The 23,672-nt window shown below is 44.1% G+C and carries 18 protein-coding genes; 2 read left to right on the top strand and 16 right to left on the bottom strand.

Annotated features, from left to right (window positions below; translation table 11 throughout):
- Nucleotides 1-16 precede the first annotated feature (16 nt).
- The 11 genes from K9N57_00765 to K9N57_00715 all read right to left on the bottom strand — a co-directional run bounded on the left by K9N57_00765 (nucleotide 17) and on the right by K9N57_00715 (nucleotide 12,384).
- A complete protein-coding gene (locus K9N57_00765) occupies nucleotides 17-286 on the bottom strand; it encodes a transposase (GenBank protein MCF7802702.1) in 270 nt (89 codons plus the stop codon).
- 112 nt (nucleotides 287-398) lie between these two features.
- Nucleotides 399-1,451, bottom strand: a complete 1,053-nt coding sequence (locus K9N57_00760; protein ID MCF7802701.1) for a hypothetical protein — start codon at nucleotides 1,449-1,451, stop codon at nucleotides 399-401.
- Entirely contained in the window at nucleotides 1,448-4,594 is a 3,147-nt protein-coding gene (locus K9N57_00755; protein ID MCF7802700.1) for an EVE domain-containing protein, read from the bottom strand. Before K9N57_00755 ends, K9N57_00760 begins: the two co-directional genes overlap by 4 nt.
- 60 nt (nucleotides 4,595-4,654) lie before the next feature.
- Complete coding sequence (locus K9N57_00750) at nucleotides 4,655-5,686, bottom strand: hypothetical protein (GenBank protein ID MCF7802699.1); 1,032 nt, start codon at nucleotides 5,684-5,686, stop codon at nucleotides 4,655-4,657.
- A 116-nt stretch (nucleotides 5,687-5,802) separates the two neighbouring features.
- Complete coding sequence (locus K9N57_00745) at nucleotides 5,803-6,324, bottom strand: GIY-YIG nuclease family protein (GenBank protein MCF7802698.1); 522 nt, start codon at nucleotides 6,322-6,324, stop codon at nucleotides 5,803-5,805.
- A 58-nt stretch (nucleotides 6,325-6,382) separates the two neighbouring features.
- Nucleotides 6,383-7,762: a hypothetical protein gene (locus K9N57_00740; GenBank protein ID MCF7802697.1), complete on the bottom strand. Its 1,380-nt coding sequence runs from the start codon at nucleotides 7,760-7,762 to the stop codon at nucleotides 6,383-6,385.
- A gap of 35 nt (nucleotides 7,763-7,797) precedes the next feature.
- Nucleotides 7,798-8,088 (bottom strand): DUF4145 domain-containing protein, encoded by a 291-nt coding sequence (locus K9N57_00735; protein MCF7802696.1) that lies wholly within the window; start codon nucleotides 8,086-8,088, stop codon nucleotides 7,798-7,800.
- Between the two features lie 18 nt (nucleotides 8,089-8,106).
- Nucleotides 8,107-8,508 (bottom strand): hypothetical protein, encoded by a 402-nt coding sequence (locus K9N57_00730; protein MCF7802695.1) that lies wholly within the window; start codon nucleotides 8,506-8,508, stop codon nucleotides 8,107-8,109.
- Between the two features lie 61 nt (nucleotides 8,509-8,569).
- The gene (locus K9N57_00725) at nucleotides 8,570-9,031 is read right to left on the bottom strand and encodes a DNA-processing protein DprA (GenBank protein ID MCF7802694.1); all 462 of its coding nucleotides are present in this window, start codon (nucleotides 9,029-9,031) and stop codon (nucleotides 8,570-8,572) included.
- A 67-nt stretch (nucleotides 9,032-9,098) separates the two neighbouring features.
- Entirely contained in the window at nucleotides 9,099-9,320 is a 222-nt protein-coding gene (locus K9N57_00720; protein ID MCF7802693.1) for a hypothetical protein, read from the bottom strand.
- A gap of 43 nt (nucleotides 9,321-9,363) precedes the next feature.
- Nucleotides 9,364-12,384: a hypothetical protein gene (locus K9N57_00715; protein MCF7802692.1), complete on the bottom strand. Its 3,021-nt coding sequence runs from the start codon at nucleotides 12,382-12,384 to the stop codon at nucleotides 9,364-9,366.
- 138 nt (nucleotides 12,385-12,522) lie between these two features.
- On the opposite strand from K9N57_00715, the gene K9N57_00710 reads away from it, so the two are divergent.
- Nucleotides 12,523-12,669, top strand: a complete 147-nt coding sequence (locus tag K9N57_00710; GenBank protein MCF7802691.1) for a hypothetical protein — start codon at nucleotides 12,523-12,525, stop codon at nucleotides 12,667-12,669.
- Between the two features lie 34 nt (nucleotides 12,670-12,703).
- Here K9N57_00710 and K9N57_00705 read toward each other — a convergent pair whose 3' ends face one another.
- From K9N57_00705 to K9N57_00695, 3 genes are all read right to left on the bottom strand, one after another.
- Complete coding sequence (locus K9N57_00705) at nucleotides 12,704-16,033, bottom strand: NgoFVII family restriction endonuclease (GenBank protein ID MCF7802690.1); 3,330 nt, start codon at nucleotides 16,031-16,033, stop codon at nucleotides 12,704-12,706.
- 178 nt (nucleotides 16,034-16,211) lie between these two features.
- Nucleotides 16,212-21,770: a PKD domain-containing protein gene (locus K9N57_00700; protein MCF7802689.1), complete on the bottom strand. Its 5,559-nt coding sequence runs from the start codon at nucleotides 21,768-21,770 to the stop codon at nucleotides 16,212-16,214.
- 285 nt (nucleotides 21,771-22,055) lie between these two features.
- Complete coding sequence (locus tag K9N57_00695; GenBank protein ID MCF7802688.1) at nucleotides 22,056-22,478, bottom strand: DUF1232 domain-containing protein; 423 nt, start codon at nucleotides 22,476-22,478, stop codon at nucleotides 22,056-22,058.
- A 147-nt stretch (nucleotides 22,479-22,625) separates the two neighbouring features.
- On the opposite strand from K9N57_00695, the gene K9N57_00690 reads away from it, so the two are divergent.
- The gene (locus tag K9N57_00690) at nucleotides 22,626-22,865 is read left to right on the top strand and encodes a helix-turn-helix domain-containing protein (GenBank protein MCF7802687.1); all 240 of its coding nucleotides are present in this window, start codon (nucleotides 22,626-22,628) and stop codon (nucleotides 22,863-22,865) included.
- A 40-nt stretch (nucleotides 22,866-22,905) separates the two neighbouring features.
- Here K9N57_00690 and K9N57_00685 read toward each other — a convergent pair whose 3' ends face one another.
- Both K9N57_00685 and K9N57_00680 read right to left on the bottom strand, forming a co-directional pair.
- The gene (locus K9N57_00685) at nucleotides 22,906-23,523 is read right to left on the bottom strand and encodes a tyrosine-type recombinase/integrase (GenBank protein MCF7802686.1); all 618 of its coding nucleotides are present in this window, start codon (nucleotides 23,521-23,523) and stop codon (nucleotides 22,906-22,908) included.
- Nucleotides 23,520-23,672 carry a hypothetical protein gene (locus K9N57_00680; GenBank protein MCF7802685.1) on the bottom strand — a complete coding sequence of 51 codons (153 nt, stop codon included), beginning with the start codon at nucleotides 23,670-23,672 and terminating at the stop codon, nucleotides 23,520-23,522. The genes K9N57_00685 and K9N57_00680 overlap by 4 nt, the downstream gene beginning before the upstream one ends.

Here is a 23,672-nt window from a genome sequence, read left to right as displayed (position 1 = left end):
AATTATTCAGAATCGATTAAATATAAAGTGTGTAGTAATTTCTGCAAGGGAGTAATCTAACTATCAACCGTGAGACATATTTTTTTGAATCGGAATATATAATGAGGTAGCGAGTGATGAGCCAGAGATAGGACGCCATATTCAGAAACAGTGAGGACACACGAGACCGCCGATGGATTTCCCGGTTGAGTCGTTCCAAGACATTTGTGGAACTCACCAGATGCGCATCCAGGTGTGGTAATACATAAAATTGCTCAATGTCTTTAAGCCCCTCGAGGTGCACCATTGCCTTCGGGAAGGCACTGATGATTCTCTCCTCTCTTTTATCGGAATTGCGAACATCAATTTACATAACCGGGCTAGTTGTGGTGTATCAGAAATCTAACCGAAGTTGCTATTTACTTTTGCCCTTCGTTTAATAACACACATGTTAACAATTCACTCTCAATCCCCCGCCATGGCTGATCCAACGGAATCGTCTTTAAGGTGAGTTTCTGCTCTTCCCAAGTATACTCAGCGTGTATCGAATCGCCGACATCGGGATAGAGTAGCATGCCTTCTATCGCTTTATTCCGAGGATTTGAAATATGCTGCATGTAGGCAAAAATCTGATAGAGATTTGGAGACTTAAACTTGATTGTGTTGAAATCGGACCGTCGTGCTAAGGTTTCCGAATAGTACTTCGTATCAATGATCAATATGCGTTCTTCGTCCTGAAGCACAATGTCGGTACGCATAATTGGGAGTAGATCATTATGTGCAGGTATCTCAGAATAAAACGGCCAGTTGATAGTTGGTCGTGAGACGGAATAGTGTGTTTGTTCTTTTTCGTAAAAGTTGTAGATAAACGCCTCAAAGAGCGTGGCCAGTTTCTGATGGTCTCTGGTGAAATCCCGAAACTGATAACGATCTCCTTTTTCATGCATGGCCGTCGACTCAAAAATGAGCCGGCAGACTTGTAAAAGGAAGCCATAAAAAGCATTATTTCGGTGAATCCGGACCTGAGTAAAATTTTGCCGCTGGAGTTGAATGGTATCAATCCCGGTAAATCTTTCATAAATGACTTTCAGTTCCCCATGAAGCTTCGCCTCGACTTCTTCTGTCTGCAATAATCTGAGGACTGTGGCTTTCAGGATCTTATTTGGGAGAACATTGTGATCTAACTCATCATGACGGCACCATGCCTTTTTGTTTTGGAAAGAAAGCTTCCGTAATGACTCATCGATGAGTAACCGTCCCCGGATACCCGGAATCTCCTCTTCAATTTCATGGTAATTCCGGTAGAGTCCCATTTTAAACAGGCGTGTACATCCGTTAGCCAGTACCTTCCCTAACAGGTTGGCTACATCCTCGAAATCATCTGGATTAATCCCAATGAGTTCTGCCTCATCCAGTTTATCCCAGGCGTAGCTGAGGAGGTAATAGATATTTTCAATAGGGATCTGGGTCATATTGAGAGTAGCTCGTCCTGCAACGATTTGACCTTCTCTGGCTTATCAAACCAGTATTCATTGAGCAGTGGGATGATTTCATACTCGATGATATTCCGATACCATTGTGTATCGTTCCCGTTCGGCCGACAAAAGTAACTATGGCCAATTTGAAATCCTTTCCCAAGACCGGATTCCCTGGCAATCTCCGTATTGAGAGTCCGCAATCGTTCAACAATAAGATCAATGGTCCCATCATCCACTCCGAATGATCGCAGATGCCGCTGAAACTTCTCACCGAAATTGGGCATGAGGTCAATGAACACGAACCGGCGGCGCAGCGCATAGTCAACGAGCGCTAATGACCGGTCGGCTGTATTCATGGTCCCGATGAGATAGAGATTCTCCGGGATGTAGAAGTCGGATTCATCCTGCTTTGTATACGGCAAAGTGACCTTGAATTCCGGGCCGCGTTTATCCTTTTCAATGAGCATCATGAGCTCACCAAAGATCTTGGAAAGGTTGCCCCGATTGATCTCATCGATAATCAGATAGTACGGATTCTCCGGATCGGATTTTGCCTGTTTGCAGATGTCCAAAAAGAGTCCATCTTTTAATTCAAAATGGTCTTCTGTCGGGCGATAGCCCCGTATAAAGTCCTCGTAGGAATACGACGGGTGAAACTGGATGGTTGATATTCGGCTCTCATCTTTGGCGCCAAGTTGTAGCCATGCCAAACGTTTGGCAAGGAAAGTTTTGCCTGTTCCGGGCGGGCCTTGCAAAATGATGTTTTTCTTGTACTCCAACAGATTGAGAATACGTACCAATTCTTCTTCCGGAAGGAAAAGTTCATCGAGGGCTTCATCCCTGGAATAGGTGGGATAGGCAGTCACATCTTTGAAAGCTAAATCATAGATTGTCTCAAATTCTGAGGCAGTAAGTTGGAAAAGGCTCCCCTGGTTATTTTTTAAGACTGAGCAATCCGCAAGGGACTCATGAGATTTGAGTTCCTCCCACGTCGGTTGGTTTGGAGTAAATTGATTCAGTTTGAAGGAAAACTTCTCTACCTCTTCGTCATCTGTGTGCAACGGTTCAGTGATTTCAAGGATGGCTTTCACCTTTTTCACCGGGGTAGATTCGTACCCGATAACCAAATCACCGGGTTGCACCTGTTCAAAGTTTTTATAGATCTGGCGTTTATTCCCCCTGGAATTGCGGGAGGTATAGGTTTGCTCCTGGCCGACTTCCTTTTCTGCAAAGCGCCAGATATCCGGGTTTGCGTTTAACCACCAGTAATTTCCTTTTTCTCCATTACCGTTGGGTTGTATTTCCCCGGATCCTTTCTTCACATAGTTTTCATAAACCCAGCTGAAAAACTGATCGAGTTCCAGCGGGATGGTTGTTTCGGTTCGTTGTCCAACAATATCTTTATACAACGATTTCAACGGTTCAATTTCCTGATTATAGCGGATAAAGAAATCGCCGAATTGCTCTTTGGATTTCCGCTCGATATCCAAATCAAGGAAGCTGATGGCCTCCTTATCCCTGGTATTATAGAACACATATTTTTCCGGATAGATGTATCCGATAACCTCCGCATAAAAGGATTCGCCAATATATTTTAAATGATATTCACTCTGTTTATCCAGCAAGGTATTGATCCTGATCGCAAGATCATCTTCTCCGTAGGCAAGGTAGAGAAAACTTTTGCGATACCGTTCAATGTCATGGTTTTGATCACCAAAAGCGTTCTTGCCAGCAATGTTGAGTGAGGTGTAGGCATGGGTATTTTCGGGTATTTCCTGAAAGTCGCTCCATTTAGCATTTTTTAAGTGCTCTTTTTGAAAGAACTTCTGGAAAAATGTGTATCGTTCTTGGAGCCAGTCTTTCCCCTCAAAATGTTCCTCCGCAACTTTTGCAAAATTTTGCAGGTAAGTAGTCGCTTTATTATGCTGTTTTATTTCCAATTTATCTGACTCCTCTTCCGGCGGATATTTGGTTCTCCAAAGGATATCCTGAAAGACCAGCCACTTGGGATCGCCCTGGAAGCAATCATCATCAAGGGTGCTTTGGACTAATTGTTTTAGCTCATTATCATTGGTGATGAATGGTAACAACCGATTGCCGACTTCAATGTAATGGAGGTATTTATCCCCTGCGCGTTTTGAATTCTCTTCAGTGACGACTTCCAGCAGATACTGGTAAATATCATCTTTATAAATGGGATACTTTTCCGGGTATCGCATTGCGAGGTAATAGGATATCGTTCGTTCATCCTGATACGCGTTCAACTCTTTGCCGTGAGCCTCTGAGACCTTTGGGGCTAATTCATCCGCTTGCTGGTTAAAATTGTCGACCCGATCCTGCAAATCTTTCTCTTCGTCGTATAGCTCCCAGAACATCTCCCGGACTTCTTCCGGGTAATATTGGGCAGCCTTTTTTATAAACGACAGTGACAGTTGATAGACTAGATTTTGGGCTTTGGACAGGGCGGACTTCAGCGATGCATGAAAATCGTCGGCGTCAATATCAAACTCCGCCTGATAGTGATTCACATTGCGCCATTTATACAATTCAGGGCGATTTTGGTCCTCTCTGACTAATTCCTTATACTTCTCGATAAGTTGTGAAAAATAGTATTCTTCTGGATGCTCCAATAAGCGTTCAAAGGCATTGTTGTTAAATGTTAATTCCGTGAGCAACGGGGAGTGAAATCGCCGAAGGTTGGACTTTTCCTGCCGGGGTAAATAATCTTTGGCGCAACGTAACACCCATTCCTGGATATCCGCCTGGTGCTTCTGATAAGTTTCCATGGAAAGGATAACGATATATGATGGCTCTTCATCCCCTATTTGCGTGAATTTTGAATTATCCTTGCGGAAATTCGCCACTTCGGGTTCAATTTTTTCGGCATCCTTTTCAAACATTGTTGCCAAGAGCGTATCTTCTCCGTCCTCGTTCGTCAGTCCTAAAAACAGTCGAGCATTGAGATTCACCGTCAATCGCATATACTGATCGGTGCGAATGGTTTGAACAATATTTCCTGTGTCTTTCTTGAGTCCTAATTCCGAATAAATATCATGCACAAATTCGAAGTATGATTTAATACTCTCAGAATTTTCAATTGTCGATACAACCTGTTTTAACTTCTGTACATCATTCATAAGTCATCCTGTAAGTATTTTAGTAATTACCGTGCTTGCATAAGAAGCCATTGCAGGTTTTTATTTCCTGCGTATCCTGTTCATTACTTTTCGGTAGAATGGAATCCTTGCCTTTTCTTCATTCGCTGCCAGTTCTACTTCAATATCTAAACCGGTGTCTTCATCTGACTTGCTGTTAAAGGATTCTGTGATAATTTTGTATACCACATTTTCAGTGAGCAGATTCTTACTCTTTTCCCCGATATATTTTTTTGAGTTCCGTCTGATTTTCTTCCAGACATCGGAAGTAATACTCTCCGCAGTTTCAATCACAAATTTACGGGAGGGATACAGGTCCTTCTGGGAGTTTATATACAGTGTGGTGCAATAATTTTCAGTGATAAGTGCGATTCGGGTCAGTAGAGTCGCGTTGATAAAACCATCGGCTAATGAGGATGTGAGTCGGCTGACAAAAGGAATACCCCCTCCAAAATCCCTCCCAAGTTTTGTTACAATTTCCTCCGTGGCATATTCCACACTCTCCGTGCCTCCAATCGCAATAGAGTAATAGACGTGTTTCCCAATCGCAAAGAGGTCTTTGTTGGACACACGCCCATTAAATAAGCGGAAGGTTTCTTTCACCACATTTATTGATGCAGAAAGAATCAGAATCGCATCGATGAATCCGTTTTGGGCTAAGGCAGAACTATAGAATAACTCGCGAACTCGTTTTTTCCGAATAACGCTATTCTTTTTTTTGAGTGTTTCAATGGCCTGCTCATATGTTTGTTGATCATTATTTTCGGTGGGAATTTTTACGCCGAGTTTTTTTAGGTAGGGATTTTTCTGAAATTCGTGCAATCGGTTTATTCGCAGTTCGTCTACTTTATCCTTATCTGTTGTCGGGCCAAAAGACTTCGGAAGCAGGAGAATTCTGTAGAGCGGGATACCAACAAAATACACGATAATTCCAGCGACCAGGATTAAAAATACAAGCCCTGCAACCGGATGCATACTGTTAATAGAATTGTATAATAGCAGAAATTCTCTGGCAATCACCAAAACCAGAAAGATGCTCAGGAAGCCTATGAGTCGCTTAATATACTGCATCATATATTGTTAATTTCAGTTCTTCAATAGTTACAATAATGCGTTTTAATTTTTGGACATCAAATATAATTTACCTGAGATTTTTTCACTCAACTTTACCTCCATTTATTCCGTATAAATCAATGCGTCTCAAACGTATTCCACCGTGACGTGTCTAACTCCATGGCGCAATAGATTTCAAACAGATACCGTTCCACCGGGTTGTCTATCTCGATAAATGCGACGTCAAGTTCTGACAAATATTTTTTCTTTTGTTCGAAGAGTGTGCGAAATTTATCCATATTCATCAGTTGCTTGCGTGTATACTGTTCCGTCTCACCGTCATAGGATTCCATAGTCATACGGTAGGCAAGGCTAGCACTAAAATGGCTTTTACCGTTAACATGCTGGTTAATCCGCGTCACCAGCTTTTGAGATATCCCAACATAAATTGGATCCTCTTTTTCAATGAACACATAACAGCCAGGGAAATCTGATTGAAACCCGAATTGTTTCAGTAGCGTCCGGATTCCGATGCCCTTTTCGGTAAACCGGCTCATGGGAATAGGCGCATCTATTTGTTGTTTCAGTGTTTTTAGATACTCGGGTAAAACAGTTTCCGTGAGTTCGTTGTAACAGTAGTGGCAATTGTCTATTGGCATGGAGTATCCTTAATTATTGTCAAGGATAGCACAATGTACTAAGCTTTTAATTTTCAACTTATCCGAGAATCCGAACAATCTCCTCTAACAACACATCCAAATCATTAGAAAAATTGACCTGAGTTTTATTTGGTAAGTTCTCTTTCTTCCTTATTGGCTCATGTAAATGCCTATCTGCAATATTTCGCGATGATTTTTCGAGATGTTGCATCGATTTACGAAAGGATTTCCCACTACCACTAAAATTATTTGCCACTTCAGTAAATTTCTTGTATCCAAAAATTGGCGGTACATGATCCAACAGACTTCTAGTTAGCATAGCTAACGCTAAATAGCATTGTTTTTGATGACATACAATCATTTCTTCGCAAAGCCGGATGACTTTTTTCAAATCGAATTCATCCGATTGGATTGCTCTTAATTCGGCCAGCCGTCCCTCATCTATAAAGGAATAAAAATACATATTCCAACTACGAGAAGTGTCACCATTTAAAATAGTATCATACAGTTCTGCAGAGAGTGAAATCATCTGGGAACTCTCCGGCCCTAATGGTATTCCCAATTCGAAATGACTGAATGCATTATCAAGAATGTATGAGCTGAAATCTTTTATTGATGGTAAATCATCAACCTCACGTGGAAAAGTCACATACCAGTTACCTTTACCATCGGTTCCTCTACTACTACCGCTGAAATCACTCTCTCCTAAAACCAACTCAAAGTTGTTGAGCTCATCATCCGTTATACCAAGTGCGTTCTGAATTTCATCACTGTTTATTTTCTCTCTCTCTGGTTCTTCGTAGTAAATTTCTAGCACAAAGGTCAAATACTGAGAGAGTAATTCTAAATATTTTTTGCCCCTACTTGACAATAACATCCCAAGATAGGTAAGCCGGTATTTGCTTTCATTGCGTTCATCTGATTCTTGGACAACGCTCCTCCCTATAGGCTCAAGGGCACTCCGGACCACAGGTTTCCCATATCTGCTGTGAACCACCCTAGTAAGCACCCCTCTCTTCTTTTCGCCATAGTTCTCAAACAAATAGTCCAGTATTGCTTGCTGTGATTCAGTGATTTTACTCCTTAATTCACTAAAATTTTTACAAGATTTGAACTGTTTGATTTTGAATAACGCATATTCTTCGAAAGCACGAGTATTTAGTTTAAAATAAATGGATCCAGAACTGTGTTTTCTATCTATATAATCGTGTTCGGATAATTGATCCAGATTTTGGGGTTCAAAACCAGTGAGATTTTTCGTTTTTTCTTCGGTCCTATTAACAAGAACAGCGCGATACTGGCCTTCAGGGTATTTATCCCGTTTCAGTCCAACAGAGTGAAAAAACTTTATTTCAAATTCATACTTCCCACTCTGTAATAATTCGATTACTTCTATGAGCAATCTTTTGGATTTTTCTGAAAGTTCATCGAATGCCATTTTCGAAACACCTACCTTACTAAACTGTTTCTTTATCACTTATAAAGCCCCTCAATCACATCCTTGGTTTGCATAATGATATTGTAGGCCTCGTCTTCGCCAATAGATTCTAACTCATGCACAACACGATTCCGGGATTTTCGGATTTTATGCAATGTATTTGAGGTTGCTTTGTCAATAAGATTTATATGGTTTGCCGTATTAATCAGGTCGATAAAGTTTTTCTCCTTCCTGGTTTTATGACCATTACTTTCCTTGAATAATAAATCTTCATCCTCAGAGGTCAACCTATCTTTTAGAGTAGATTCCAGTATGGATGCACACAATATTAAAGCTGCTCGGTTTTACCCAAACAACCAGCACTGCATTGCTTCCTCAAAGTATACTTTAAACTCAGTGCTCGCAGGATCTACGGAAATGAATGTTGGTTTTAATTTAACGATTCTATCTGTGTAGGGACCCATTATATAAATTAAGGCGTCCGTATCTCCGCTTATCATTTCGTCAAAAATTTTAGTAGCCTCCTCGCCTTCCCAAATGGATTCCACTACTGTTTTTGCCAATTCTAATCTAATCGAATCCTCATAATGGATGAGAGTCCCGGGGTTGAACACAAGTCTTTCTTTAATCTGCCGGATTAACTCATTGCCCCTTTTTCGCTTTTCTTCCTGGGAGGTTTGATTCCATCCTTCTGTATCATGCACTTCACCTACGATTTTCATCAATTCATCAATGAGTTTTTTCATAGTAATTCAACCTGCGATTAGGTTTTTGTACACTTTACTGAGTAAAGACGAGTCCTTGTTATTAAAGAAAGTACACTGGCTTATTTATCGCCAACCCCGCAATCATCCCGCCCTCACTTTGATGCGCAATCACAACCTCATCAGATAGATCGACCATGAACTCATTTCGTTTGCGGCTGTGGTAGGTGCTAGATCGTTTGACGTTGTCAGGGAATGGCGAGACAATCAGCAGGTTGCCCTTCTCAATGCCGGACTTTAATTCCTCGTCAGGGAGTCGCTTATACATTGACCGGGCAAGTACCATAATAACTGGTTGATCGCCCTTCAGCAGGAAATGTAGCACGTCTCGTTCGATCTGAGAATGGAATCCCGACACGACACAATTGCCGGCATTTTTCTGTTCCAACGCCCATTCATAGGACTTTTGTACAACTGATGCCGGATAATCCCGCGAACAGAGAAATGCTATCTTGTGTTTTGCATTGAAAAGGGCTTCATCACCTCGAAACGTCAGTTCAGGCATATACATAAGGGTATTACTGCTAAATTTTGTGGCAAGTGGTATAAAATGCCGGTACCGATGGTCCAAACTACTTATTTAATAATGTGAGGAGTTCCTCAATCAGTTCATCACCGGGCCACTTCCCAATAATACTATCGAGTTTGGTTCCTGTATATTTCTGCTCTTTACGCAGTTCAATAATATCCAACTTTTCAGGGAGAGGCACAGACTGCGTTAAGGTTGAGGAAAAAACTTTACCCTCCTCTAGCGGAAATTCCTGCGGGGTAATCCCATGTTTCTTGGTCTTCAAATTGTCGAATCCTTACCTCCTTATAATAGAACTAAATAACGATTTAATCGTCATTTAGTTCGTCCCCCATTCTATATTTGATATCATAATTTATTAAATAATCAAGTTCCTGTTGGGTAAAATCATAATGCGAAGCTATCGTTTGATCAAATTTGTCAATAATTTCTTTTGAATATTTTGGAAAATATTCTTCATAAACAACTTTCCCAGTAGTTTTATAATTTGCTTCCTTACGGTTAGAGTTATTCCTTAAATCTTCCATTAATTCATTTCTGATTTCCTCAAACTCTTCAACTCTTTCTTGATCAATTCTATCTATTGAAATCGGAAAATTTTCAACTTCCCTTTTATTTAAATGTCTACCGTCAGATAGCATAACATACCACCAATAAAACAAATTACTATTCAGTAATCCAAGAGTAATAACCGCATTGTGACGATCTATAAATGATAAAATTTTGACCTGAGATGACAACTTCTCACCATCCCTCTCATTCCAAAAGTAAGGACGAAAATCTGTACATCTCACCCAGTATTGTGGAGCATTATGGTAGTAAATTTCGTGCTTTCCACCATTGGGTAAGTTAATTCCTAATTTCTTATTAGTTTCTATTTTGTTAATAATTGATTTATCTAGTGCGTTACCAATTTTTAGAATGCTCCCATCGAATAGGTTATTTTCAATCGCAATGAAAGATAAACTTTGAAATAGAAATTTACGGTTTTCAGAATACCATCTTTTGTAATTTGTAGATAGTAATTCTCTTGCATTTTTTGATTTATCCATTAGGATAATTGTTGCTCTAATATGTTGAAGGTCATTAAATAACTTTCCAGGTCTATCATCAAAATTTGCAAAAAGCAAATAGTTGTAATTGTTCATTAAAAATTTCTGAATTGGTGTCATTCTATCAGTACATACAATAGATAATTGAACAATCATTCCGTTCAAAGAAGTTTTATTCGAGATCTTATTGGTTCTTTCAAGAACGTAGGCATAGAGATTACCACATTGGATAGTTTTATATCCATTTAAGGAATACTCATCATTAATGTCAGAATATTCTACATAGGGTGGATTCCCTATAACTATGTCAAACCCTCCATTATCTTCGATAATATCATAGAATTCGGCAAACCAATGAAAAGGTTGGTGACTCTCAAGCCAACTTTGATACCGGTTTTCTGAATAATTCGATTTTAAATAATCCTTTGCTAAATACCGGTTTAATTGATCATTCAACTCGTCCAACGTTTGATTAACCATTTCCTTAGCACTCTTATAGTCGGTACTCTCATAGTCCTCTGTCAGCTGTTTCTCTTTGAAGCGCTGGTAAGAAAGCCTGACTAAGTCAGCCTGATCAAAAATGGATTGTTTTACATCGCCGAAGTCAATTTCCCCGGAGGTCAACTGTTCGAATTCATCTTTGGATGCGTACCCCACCAGGGTGTTCCCGGCCCGGATATTGAAATCGATATCCGGCAAAGGTTCCAACCCGAGATTAGGTCGTGAATAATCCACATCCACCGTTGCCATTAACTTCAGAAACAGACGCAGTTTGGCTATCTCCACCGCTTCGTGCATAATGTCCACGCCATACAGATTATTCAGGATGATGGATTTGAAAATGAAATATTCCCTGTTCGGATGCTCCGGAGCATTTACCTTCTCCAACTCTTCATGAAAGAACTGGTATTTTTCTTTTCCACTATCTTCAATAAAGGACTCCATCTTTTGGAGCGTAGATGCATAAAGAGGTTCAAGAATGTTCAGTGCTGCAAACAGAAATGCCCCGGAACCGCAGGTCGGGTCTAATACGGTTATTTTTGATAGTGCTTTCCAGCAGGCTTTAATGAGCTCCGGATCATCGGTATTTTCGACAAGATCCTGACTGAACTGTTTGATATCCAGGTTGTAGGTGATGAAATCGTTTATCTCATCAATCTCGCCTGCTGCAATCCTTGACTTTATATCAAAATAACGTTCCCACCGCTCAATAGTCTCTCGCCAGATTTCAGTGGGTAATCCATGCTCACCGGGAGTGGGTGTATTCCATTCTTCTCTGCGTTCAAGCAAGTCTGGGGCATCAGTATCAATACCACGAGCAATATGCTCCGGGATATCTAAATGGTCAATACTTTCAGGATTCTCGACTTCCGCCGCAGTGTCGACGCCAGTTTTCACTGCACCATAAATGTAGGTATCCCCGCTGCTCCTCAGTTTGTCCCACACTTCGCCCTTGTCACCGAACGGCTTCGGGTAGATTCGCTTTATTTCATCAAACATCCATGGCAGTATACTGTTTTTACTGATATAGTCGGTGATGTCTTCCTGTGTATAGTACGCACCCATTTGGGCCCGGTCGTTAATGTACTTCTCAAAGATATATCCAATAACATCAGGATTAATATCTTTACCGGTAGCGGTCTTACGTGTATCCAGGTACCAGTTGTATTCATCGAAAAAATCGAAGAGTCGCTCAAAGGCATCATCTTTTATCTGAAGTTCAGGATACGTTGCTTCCAGTTCATGCACATCAAACAGCCCACCGTTCAGGTACGGTACACGTCCAAGCTTTTCTTCAAGATTCTCTGTTCTGTCGGGGTGCCCAAGTCCCTTGTGAAAGAGTACTTTGAGGAAATCCTTATAAAAGCCGTAAAATTCGTTCTCCCCTTCGTTTTCCTGTACCTCATTCAACTTGGTACGAAGGTAGTCTCTGTCTTCATTCAAGAATCCTTTTTTCTGGATAAAGTAAATGAACATGAGGCGGTTGAGCATCAGTGACGCATACCAGTCCTTATCCACCTGCTCGTCAATGCCCTCGATGAAGTCGCGGAATGCCCTGTGTTCGGTTTTGAACTTCCGGTAAAACTTTTTGGTGACTTTTTCGTAATTCTGATCGAACTGCTCTGCCACTCGTTTCTTCACATCGATAATAGAGATGTTTTCCTCTTCATCGATACTAAAAAAGAGCCCTTCCAGTTTGTGGAAGAGTATTTCCGGATCCTGGTGGACGTAATATTCCTGCCGTCTCCGGCGGTCAGGCTGGTTCGGTTCCTTCAACCGGTATTCCCACAACTGCTTTGTCTGTTCCGTATCGGAATAAATGACCAGATGCTCATTGTGTAATCGGGTTAGTCGCCGGTCGAGCTTATCCCGGTCGGATGCCTTGGGAAACCGCCCATCCTCGTCCGGTTCGCAATGAAATATGGCAAATCCCCGCTTTTCAACGATACCCTTGAAGTGAAAGACGTGGCCATCGGATTCTATCGGAATAGTTTTATCAAAGCGATCCCACCCGAGTTCAATAAAGAGGTCTTCAAAATTGAAATTCCGGAGGTACTGTGAGAATTCCTGTTTTGGAAGCGACATACGACCCTTTCTAATTTTTCAATCCCAGAGAACAGATGATCTTTGGCGTCCCGTCGTGTTCGGCGACCTGCTCATCCACTAAGCAGAGTTCTTTATTTTCATGTAGTGATAACACCAAGTCTGCAAATTCCTCATCACTGGCGCTCGACTTCAACAGATTTTGTAACCGGCTTTTCGCAAATTCCTTAAGCGGATATGTATAGATTTGATCCACCGCTTCCCGGAGCTCGTTTCGCTGGAAGATTGTCCCTTCCACATTCTCTATATGTCGCTCTAACAAGTGAAAAGTCCGGTATCTAATACTCCGTTTACTTCCAAGCTGTCCGCCGGTCTTTTTGGATTGATCATTGATGTGATCAATCCCTTCTTTCACAAGGGCATGATGATTTGTTAACGGTTGCAGCGGTTCTTCCTCAGGCGCACATTCGGCGGCTTTCAGTATTTTATACTGGGAATGGGTGACAATTTCATTTTGCTGGTTCACCCAGGTCAACACATCATTATCCTGGATCGTTTTTGCATACATGAGTACGCCGCTATCGTCTGTATCTTTGCTGGGATTCTCTTTGGTCGAATAAATGACATCAGGCATATTCCGGATGGTTTTCTCCAACCCCGGTTCCTTCTCAATCGCTTTATTCCAGATTTCAAAGGCATAGGATGCCAGATCGACTTCCTCGTCTTCTTCCTCTTCCAGAATACTGGAATTCTCATTGTAGATATCCCGTATGATAACCGGGTCTCCCTCAAAGAAGGTTTCGTCAGAACCAACGACTTCGGCATTTTGCTGAATACGATTTTCAAGGCGGCCACGCAGTCGGATAATTTCGTTGACGCCATCTTCCGGAAGAATGGAATAGCAGTAAATCTCTTCGGCCTCCTGGCCAATTCGGTCAATTCGTCCCGCCCGTTGTATCAAACGGATAAGCGCCCACGGTAAATCGTAGTTAATAATGATATGACAATCCTGGAGGTTTTGTCCCTCACTCAATACATCCGTGGAGATAAGTACCCGGATTTGATCCTCCGGGGCAATCTTCTTCTCGTTGCTTTTTGGACTAAATTTGTAGGCCAATTTTGTGGGATCGTCGGAATCTCCGGTGACACAGCTGACCTTTTTCAAGCCCATGTTCTCAAGATGTTCGTACAGATAGTATGCCGTATCTGAGTACTGCGTGAAGACTAATATTTTATCATCCGGATACTCATTTTTGCAAAAATCGAATAGGGCATTCAGTTGCCGGTCATTCTCTGCGGTCCATGTTTTCCCGATATCCAGGATTTCTAACAGGCTTTCGCAATCCTTTTGGAGTTTTTCCTTCAGGGAATCCTGGAAGAGTTCTGAACGAATCCAGTCATACTGGTGCCGGTATTTCACACTGAGGAGGTTATAGGTTTTCTTCGCCTGTGATAAAAAGTTCTCTTTCTTGGTAATCATCTGGAGTTCAAGATTACCGTCTTCAAGATCCGTGTCTCCAAGGAACTCGTCAATCATTCCCGATTCCTGGCTGCCAATAGGCAACGGTTCCCCGGCTTCAATGGCTGCCAGAAAGATGTAGTTTCGATAGGCATGCCGGGCAATGGAGAGTAAAAAGGCATGTCCACTGCTCTCAAGCCGCTTAAACAGATTTGTCCGGCAAAATCCCATCAACCGCTTCCCGGCTCGGGAGAGGTTCTCGACAATTCGATCCTCGCCGTCCTCCAGTTTGTCATCGAGGTTGTCTTGTAATTCGAGTGCCAGTCCGTATCGCGGCAGTTGTAGACCGTTAATCAGGTTTACGACCTTCTCGGAATAGAGTTGTGCATACTGGTCATCCGGGTCATCTGAATTAAAAGGATATTCGAATTTTTTCGCAATCCGCTCCGGAAAGTACGAACGTTCTCCCCCTTCAAACTCTAGATAGTACCTCTCATTATCCTGTTTGGCGTAGTTCTCTTTTATAAATGTCCGTGTACGGCGGACAAGATAATGGCGCATCAATTCCTGCCAGTCTTCAATGTACTCACTCTTTTCAAATGCCTTCAGGGACCGGCTGTGCGTTTGATGCTTGGCTATAAATTCATCCTCGCCACCAACTGAACTGAGATATTGCTCAGGGGCGATACCTAAGTCAGCATCCTCTTTAATGAAAAGCGCAAGTTGGCTTGACAGGTCTAAGAGGGTTTTATTGTACGGAGTAGCGGTGAGCAGAATGACATTGGAGTCATTTTCTGCAATATAGTCTTTGATGATACTATACCGTTTCCCTTCTGGATTTCGCAGGTTATGACTTTCATCGATGATGACCAACTGGTATCGTTTTAAATCTTTTAGTCTGTTATGTACCATCGAAATCTTCAGGATATCGGCACGGAGGTTGAATTTTTGGCGATAATCCATCCACATTCGGTCGAGGTTCGCCGGACAGATAATGAGGGTACGGTAGAAAAACTCTTCTTCAAAAATATGGGCCAATGCGCAAGCAGTGTAGGTCTTGCCGAGGCCGACGACATCACCTATCATAACTCCGTTTCGTCTTTGAATATGCTTTGCTGCGTGGTACACAGCTTGTCGCTGGAATTGTAACAATTTCTTCTTGATTGGGTCTTTTAATTCAAATTCCTGAACTCCAGCCCGTGCGTCCCGTGAGAGATGATACGCCATTTTCAGGTAAATATGATAAGGAGAAATGAGTCGTTCGCCTGCCCAGCTCTCTTCCAGGATTGCAATGAGTTCATCGGTAATATCGATGGAAAATCGATCTTCCCACCGATCTTGAAACCACTTGCTTAACTTGCCAGCCGCATCCTGGTCCACAACATCGATATTCAACTCACCTTGAGAATTGAGTCCGGAAAAGGTCAGATTACTACTCCCGAGGAAACCGACCTGTTTCGCAACCTTCTGGCCTGCATCGTAGATAAGATAGAGTTTGGCATGGAGGGAGGTCCTGGTAAACAGTTTGACACGAACCATGCCCTTTTTGAGTTGTTTTGCCAGTTTCCGGAGGTCTCTTTCATCCCGATTCGTTGGCACTCCAACCGTGAGTTGCTCCTTTAATCTTCGGGCGAGCTCTTTTTTGAGTGCAAGAGCGCGCTTCTGGTCAATTCGGTTCGGATTATCCTTCCCGTATAACTCTCGTATTGCATTGCGATTTTCTCCGTACATCCCAAGGAGAATTCTGCAATCGGGTAACTCGGGATCATCAACACCATTCAGTTTATCCACCAACGATGACAATTGCCCCCAACCACGCAGGTTAAAATACCCGATACAAAAATCAGCACGGTCAGCGTCGGTTAAATTGTCTTTAAGCGCATCACTCAGCTGCAACTCAATGTTATCATAAATGGTTGGCATAGAGACTTTCTGTCTTTAGGTAACTACCGATAAATCATGTTAAAAAGGGCCGAAAGAATTCACACAAAACTGACTTGTGAATTTATACCGGCTACTAGTGGATTACAATGGGTTTTTGGTGAAGTAACAGGCTAAAAAAAAGAGCCACTAATTACAGTGGCTCTTTTCCATTGTCCAGTTACTTCAAATAGATCATCTTCCGCACTTCAGTAAACTCCTCCGCCCGTATCCGGTAAAAGTATACACCATTACTCACCTGATGGCCAACATCGTCAGTCCCCTCCCATTCCAGGTGATACCAACCCGGTGCTTTGTGTTCGTTGACCAACGTAGCAATACGTTGGCCGGTGACGTTATATACTACTAACCGGACATCGGCTGCTTTCGGCAATCCGTATTTGATGGTGGTGCTGGGATTGAAGGGATTCGGATAGTTTTGCCGTAAGGTGAACTCTGTTGGTAGCGTCGACTCTTCTCCCGTTGCCAAGGCAGTTTGGCCAGCCACTACCTGGAACTCGGTCGATGTTAAGTCCTCCGGAAATGTGTACGATTCCTGACTCAGCATATCGACGGTCAGGTCGGTAATCCGGAGTCCGAGTTCCATTCCTGCTGGAAATTGTTCGGTCGTCCATTCCAGGGTGACCGGTTCAGAAATGCCTTCATTCTGGAGGTTGACCTCCCAAACTTTGTTCACTTCTTCGGTGAGCGGACTGCGGATATCGATCATGTACTTGTCTCCGAAGACCGGATGCCAGCCGGGATGCTGGATATCCATATAGGTGTAGGACGGCGTTGGCGGAATCGGTGGCTTTGGCGCATCCTCTTCCGAACCGAAGGCATCCGTAGCGTCGGGATGTGCTCCCAGGAGAATATCATCGGTCACCTCTCCGGAGGTCACATGCAATTGGACATACCAACCCAACGAGTCCTGCTGCTGTATTCCTTCCGGGGCGGTCTGTTGTGGAGAAGTGACTTGAATAACCGGAAACTGGAGCGATACCCCGCTCGCCGCTATAGCAGTCCAGTAGCCTCCCCAGGGTTGCAGGGTATCCTCCAGCGTATAGCCGCCCTGACTCGGATTGTAATGGTAAAAACTATTCGACACCCAACCGCTGTCCAGTGCCGCATCAAATGAGACGGTCGACTGGTCTTTACTCACGAGTAGACTGTCCTTCGGCATGGGAATCACCAACGGATTGGTGACAAGGTTCCAGCCCTGGGGTGTCTCGATTAACATTTCCGTTGTTGCGGGATCGCCAGTCACATCGACGGTCGCTCCGTTTTCGACAGCCAGCCAGTAACCTGCGCCGAAGTGGAGATTGTTCTCGATGGTATATCCACCATCGCTGTATCCGTAAGCCCAATAGCCACCGGAAAAGTCATTCTCAAGGTTGCCGATCATCGTAGTATCTGTCGGGTCGAGAGGTACACCCCAGAGCGTCCAGCCTGTCTGCACATCTGTAGAAAGGGTATTTGCGACAATGACAAAGGGATTCGGAGATTCATCCGAGTGGATATTCCCGGCTTCATCCTTAATCCGAACCCGGACTCTGGCATTATAATTCAAAATCTCACTCGCAACTCGCCATGAGTAGTTATCGAATGTCGTAGTTGTATCTGACGGATAGTAAGTCCCCCCGTTGTCACCAGAATAGTCAATGAATAACGTCTCAACGAAGGCTTTGTTGGTTATCGTCCAGTCCATTGAGTACAGACTTTCATCAAGCACGATTTCCGGACCGGAAGGGGCATGCAATGTTATGGTCGGATATGCACCGGTGATGCCGGTAGCCGTCTGACTCAAATCGGTCTCCACCAAGTCCCCGTTGCGGGTGAGTGTCTGGACGTTATATGTCGTGACGGGGGTTAGATCCACGGCGGTAACGGTATCCCACACGATAGCCGTCGCCCAGGCGGGATTCTCACCGTTTAATGTGCCATCCGGATTGAGATAGTCCATAGGTCCACCGGATGCTTCACCGATGGCTATGGCGTATTCCGTGGAATCCGGATTGTCGTCGGTAGCCAGGGTGATGTCTAAGGTGGTCAGCGTCGAATCTACGATGATCGGAGCATCAGGCGTGAGAGCCAGCGTGTAGAGACTGTCATACTGCATGGCGCTGGCGTCCACCACATTATACGCCTGCACGCCAAACCAGTATCGGGTATTCGGTTCCAATGATTGCAGCGTATCGCCAGTATATGTCGTCGCGTTGGCAGTCAGCGAATCCAGGATGGAATATGTGCTTCCATCACTGGAGCCGTAAACCAGAAATCCCCCTTCAATGATTGCATTATCTGTCCAGGATAAGGAGCCGAAGCCGGTAGTTGCCGGAGCATTGATAGTAAAGTCCGTAGGGGCTTTCGGGACGTTATTCCCGATCCGGACGGTAAAACTCTTGGTGGTATTCGCGTCCAGGTCAAACGTGCAGGTGTCGCCGGAAGAAATTAGTAAAGCCTCGCTGGTCTGCTGGTTGGTGAGTAGCATGGTTGCACCATCCGGAAAGCCGTCGCTGGGCAGAAAGGTCAGCGTGACCGAATCCGCGTGATCGGCGGTGACGTCGAAGGCCCAGATCTGGTGCGTATCGCTCAGGCTGACGGTCGGTTTGACATCCTGGGTGAAATCATCGCCGAGTGAATAATTCCATTCCGGATGCGGGAAGGCGAGGGACAGATACGTATCCGGTGGGGACGGCGGTTCCACGATATCATAGTTGGAATCATGCGCATTGGTGGCATCCGAAGCAGTTCCAAGAAAGTTATCGTTGTCGTTGACACCGTCCATAGTCTCTGCCCGGATATTCACAAACCAGTCCAGATTGGTGTTATCGATCAGGACTTCGTTGGTGGGCGGGCTCTCATTGCCGGCGTCATCCACTGAGTTGACGGTATAATAGAGCGGCGTGTCAAAACTGGTCGGCGCATCGGTGTATTCCGAGGCGGTTTGTTCTTGCACCGTGACCCAGTTCCGCTGCACCTTGTAGTACATAAAGTTAGACTCGTTGCTTGATCCCCACTGGAGGTCGACGTTCTCGCCGTTGAGCGAGGCCAGCAGTTGGCCGGGCGCTGCCGGCGGGACGTTATCTACCGAATAGCCGCTGTCCACCGGACTGGTATAATAGGTGGACGGTGTCGACGTATGGGCGATGATCTTGAACTTCGACCAGTGGATGCCTGCCGTAGTGGAATCGCCGAAGGTATTCGCCAGATAGGTGTAGGTGCTGGATTGTGTCGCCAGAGTATTATTGATGCTGACCCATTCATCCTCGTAGCGCTGCCAGAGGGAGTATTGGTTCACTGAAGTGCCGACTGGCCCATCAAAGCCGCTGGGTTCCCAACGCAAGAGCACTTTCCCGCCCTGGTCATTCGGAACATCCGCTACCTCTGTGATCACCGGCCGGGCGTCGTACACCGTAATGAGTGATTCTTTAGTGAGTGAATCGGTATTCACCTGACCGTAAACTATAAGAGTGACCGAATACGTTCCAGCGGACTGGTATTCATGGGCGGGATTCAACACAGTAGACGAAGCACCGTCTCCGAAATCCCACAGCACCGAATCGATCGTCCCGACAGAGGTATTCGTAAACTGAACGCCCATGGGAGCCACCCCTTCCGTTGGCAGGGCGGTAAAGTCAGCAGATACTTGTTCCGGAGAGAAAACGGAAATGTAGTCGGTCTTGGTTTCGGTATCTTCGCCGTACGGACCGTAGGCAGTGAGTGTCACAGTAAAGGTTCCGGCAGTTGAATAGGTATATGAGGGATTGGCAGCTGTTGATGTACCACCGTCGCCAAAATACCACCGGAGGGAGTCTACGTCGTTTTCGACGGTGGAGGTGAAATCGACGGTAAAGGGTGAGGTGCCACTGGTGGCTGACGCACTGAAGTTCACCACCGGCGTATTCTGGGGTGGGTTGACGGTGATGTAGTCGGTTTTGACGTCAGTGTCGACGCCGCCCGGGCCTGAAACAGTCAAACTTACCGAGTACACACCGGAATCCTGGTAGGCATGAACTGGGTTCGCCATGGATGAGCTGGTATTGTCGCCGAAGTTCCAGTTGAAGCCGGTAACGGGCCCGGTTGAGGCGTTCTGGAACTGCACAAACAACGGCTGTGTCCCTTCCAGAGGATCGGCGGAAAAGTCTGCCACCGGAGGATCAATCGTGCCACCACCGCCTTGGTCGAAAAAGAATGCACCTATATCCCGTATAGTACTGTCTGCATCCAATGAATCAGGATGGCCAGCATCGATTGCTGGGGAGGTGCTGCTCAGGTGGAGGAAGTTGTCGCTGGCGGTGTCGGTGCTGACGAACTGAGGATCCATGAAAAGGTTGTAGTAGGTGTCTGTGGAGTCACCGTTTTGGTTGGTAGTGATAACTTCCCCGAACCCTCCATATGTTTGGTCATAATTCTGAAGATTGGAACCAAATAAATTATATTGGAAAACATCATCTGAACTCATATTTGAAATACCTATATCCGAATTTGAAATAATGTTCATTATATAGGTATGAGCATATCCGCCTTTTATACCAATAGTATTATTTTCTAATGTATTGTTTACTGCTTCTTGACAATAAATTAACCCAACTTCATTTGAAAAAATTTTATTTCCATGTACTAGATTACCAGAACGTATCCCCTCATAGTTATTATAAACTATATTATTCTTTATATAGCTATGATATGCCTGTATTCCAACATCTTCATAACCATTATGTCCAAACACCTTATTTCCCGTTATAACATTAAAAGGCTCACCTGTATAACTCCCAGTTTTATAAATACCGCCACGTATATTATTGAAAATAATATTGTTATTAATAATGAATCCTGAAGGATCGTCAATCGCTACATAATTATTATAAATTTTATTTTCTTGTATTAACAAATAATCACTGTTCCCATCAATTCCTTCATAATTATTTGAAATTTTGTTATTAATAATAAAGACGGAATCCCCACTGGCTATGTTTATACCGTCTTGATTTGAATTAGAAATATTAGAATTTTCAATAACTATGGAAGCATTATCGATAGCAATCATTTCACCATTATTATTTGAATAGGATTCACTACCACCGTATTCAAATCTGCAATATGATAATATTCTGCCCTTAGTGGACCAACCATCAATAATTAGATTTTTCCAATCCCCTGGAGCTGGATTTTCAGAATTGGAAGTAAAAACTATTGAATCAGATTCCGTGCCGACTGCTAATAAATATCCCCCAATCCAAAATGAATAATTGCCATTAAATTTCACCTTTACCCCTGGCTCGATAATTAGTGTATCATCCCAACTCAAAGAAATATCGTCTTCGACTAGAATTGTACTTCCTTCTTCCCAAACTTCATCCCAAATATTTCCACTTACAACAATCCCAGCCTGCAACGTCACATCATTTAATGTCTCATCACCGGACAAAGTCGGTGTTTCGGGGTAAGTATAGGTGAGATAGCCATCTTTGCTGAACTTGATTTCGTAGACGCCATCGGCAACGGAGAATGTGTAACTTCCGTCAGAGGTTGTATATGCTGTATCAGTAATTGCGCTTGGTGATTCTGCAATGAATTCAATCATTATGCCGCTGTGATCGGTTTCGCCTTCAAGGTAGGCGTAGCCACCAATATTGGCGGCTAATGCGATATCGCCATCATCGCTGGCAGCCTGCAAATGGAATGGAAGAATGGTTAGAACAATGATACTACTGAGGATCAGTGAACGGAAAGACATATAACGCCTCCTGTTTCAGAATCGAGTGAAATACACCATTGACCTGTACTATTTGCTGACAGGTGAAAATCTATAATTATCTATAAAGATTGTTACCTACTTGAGACCCATAGAAAGCCTATGAGCCTACTCATGATCTCTAAGTGAATACAACCCGAATGCCAGATAAACACTCTTGAAATGTACTAAAGGTTATCTATCATGAGCAGTAAATGCAAAGAAAATCACCAGGAGAGAACGTTCGAAAATCTATATTAAGAGACCACCATCAGAACAGACAAACGATCAATCCGAACTCTGAGCCCCTTCGGCAGCTATTTTCCATTCATTGTATTTATGGAGTTCTTTCTCCACCAGGTTCAAACATATGCCTACGACGGCGGCGTCATCGACATACCCAACAAATGGGATAAAATCCGGGATGAGATCGACGGGGTTAATCACATACAATAGAGTGAAGACGATGGCGCTGAGCGCCCACCACGGGATCTCCTTATAATTCCCATTCCAATAATCACCAATAAGGGAGAAAAGCAGTTTGACATCCTCAATAAATCGAGCCAACGGGCCTTTCTTTTCGAATGTTTCTCTAATCTCCTTCTCACGGTCTAACACCTTTTGGACATCATCTTCATCAATATTCTTCGCACCCTTTTTGACGAATTCCTCGTCGATCCCGTCTTTCTTGTTCTGGCCTTTTTTGCCCATGAGTCGCTCCATTGTCTAAAAGATTACACTGGTCGGTTTCATACAGATTGACAAATAATCTATGGCTGAAGTCAGGAAAAGAAAAGCCTTTTTACATACTATGGTATGTAGACTATCTGTATCACCTCTCGTAATCTGCTGGCAGTTATGGCTACATCAAATGATATCAAAACCGTATTTGGTCAGGTCCTCCGTACCTACCGTCAGAATGCCGGATTGTCCCAGGAAGCCCTGGCATTTGAATGCGATCTCCACCGGACCTTTATTGGGATGTTAGAGCGCGGAGAACGCCGGGCAACCATTGACACCCTCTTTGCGCTTGCCTCCGCCCTCGACGTATCTCCCCATGCACTAATCCAGGATCTGGAACAACGGCTTTCATCCTAACCACCTCAATTAATTCAATCCCATACCTAAAAAGAAGAGCTCATAAGAGCCCTTCTTCATGCAACCTTTCTACGGCATCTTCTACATCCGCATCCGTTATATCGGCATAGACCTGGGTGGTCTGTACACTGGCGTGACCGAGTTGCTTCTGGACCAGCCGCAGGTTGTGCCCGCTCGCCTTATACAGCCGTGTGGCGTATGTATGCCGCAGTGAATGCACACTGTAGTGGCCGGGCAGCCCGGCGTCCTCCATCCACTTCTTCACCATCTTCTGGATGGCCGACCGGGACATCCGCGCCTGCCGAGAGGATGGGAACACGTACTCACTGTCTGAGGGTCTGCTGTCCAGGTACTCTTTGATATGTCGCTTCACCTCCGAACCGAACTTCACCACCCGGTCTTTCCCGCCTTTGCCGTTACGGACAGTCAGCGACTTCTCGCCATAGTCCAGATGCAGGTCTCCTACTCGCAGATTTGAAAGTTCCGCCACCCGGAGGCCGGTATGCAGGGCTAGGTCGATCACCATCCAATCCCGCACTGCAATCCAGTTACCCTTTTCCTTGGCCAGTTGAGCCGCATCCCGACAGGTCTTGACCAGACTCTTCACTTCCTCCTCAGAGAGGTATTTCTCCGGCGTAATGACCCAGTTATTACTCATGGCTGGTCTCCATACAGTGAGTGGACTGCGTCTCGGATGAGCACGGTGATTGGCTTGCCAGTCTTTTTCCGCTCCCGAACGAGCATTTGCATATCCTCCCGGCTGAGTTTGGATGCCGGCCATTGATATTTCTTGGGGAAGTCAGTCAT

This window comes from Candidatus Neomarinimicrobiota bacterium, assembly GCA_021734025.1.
Lineage (GTDB): Bacteria > Fidelibacterota > JAANXI01 > JAANXI01 > JAANXI01 > JAANXI01.
Note: the sequence above shows the minus strand (reverse complement) of the source record. Positions and strands in the feature narration are given on the sequence as shown.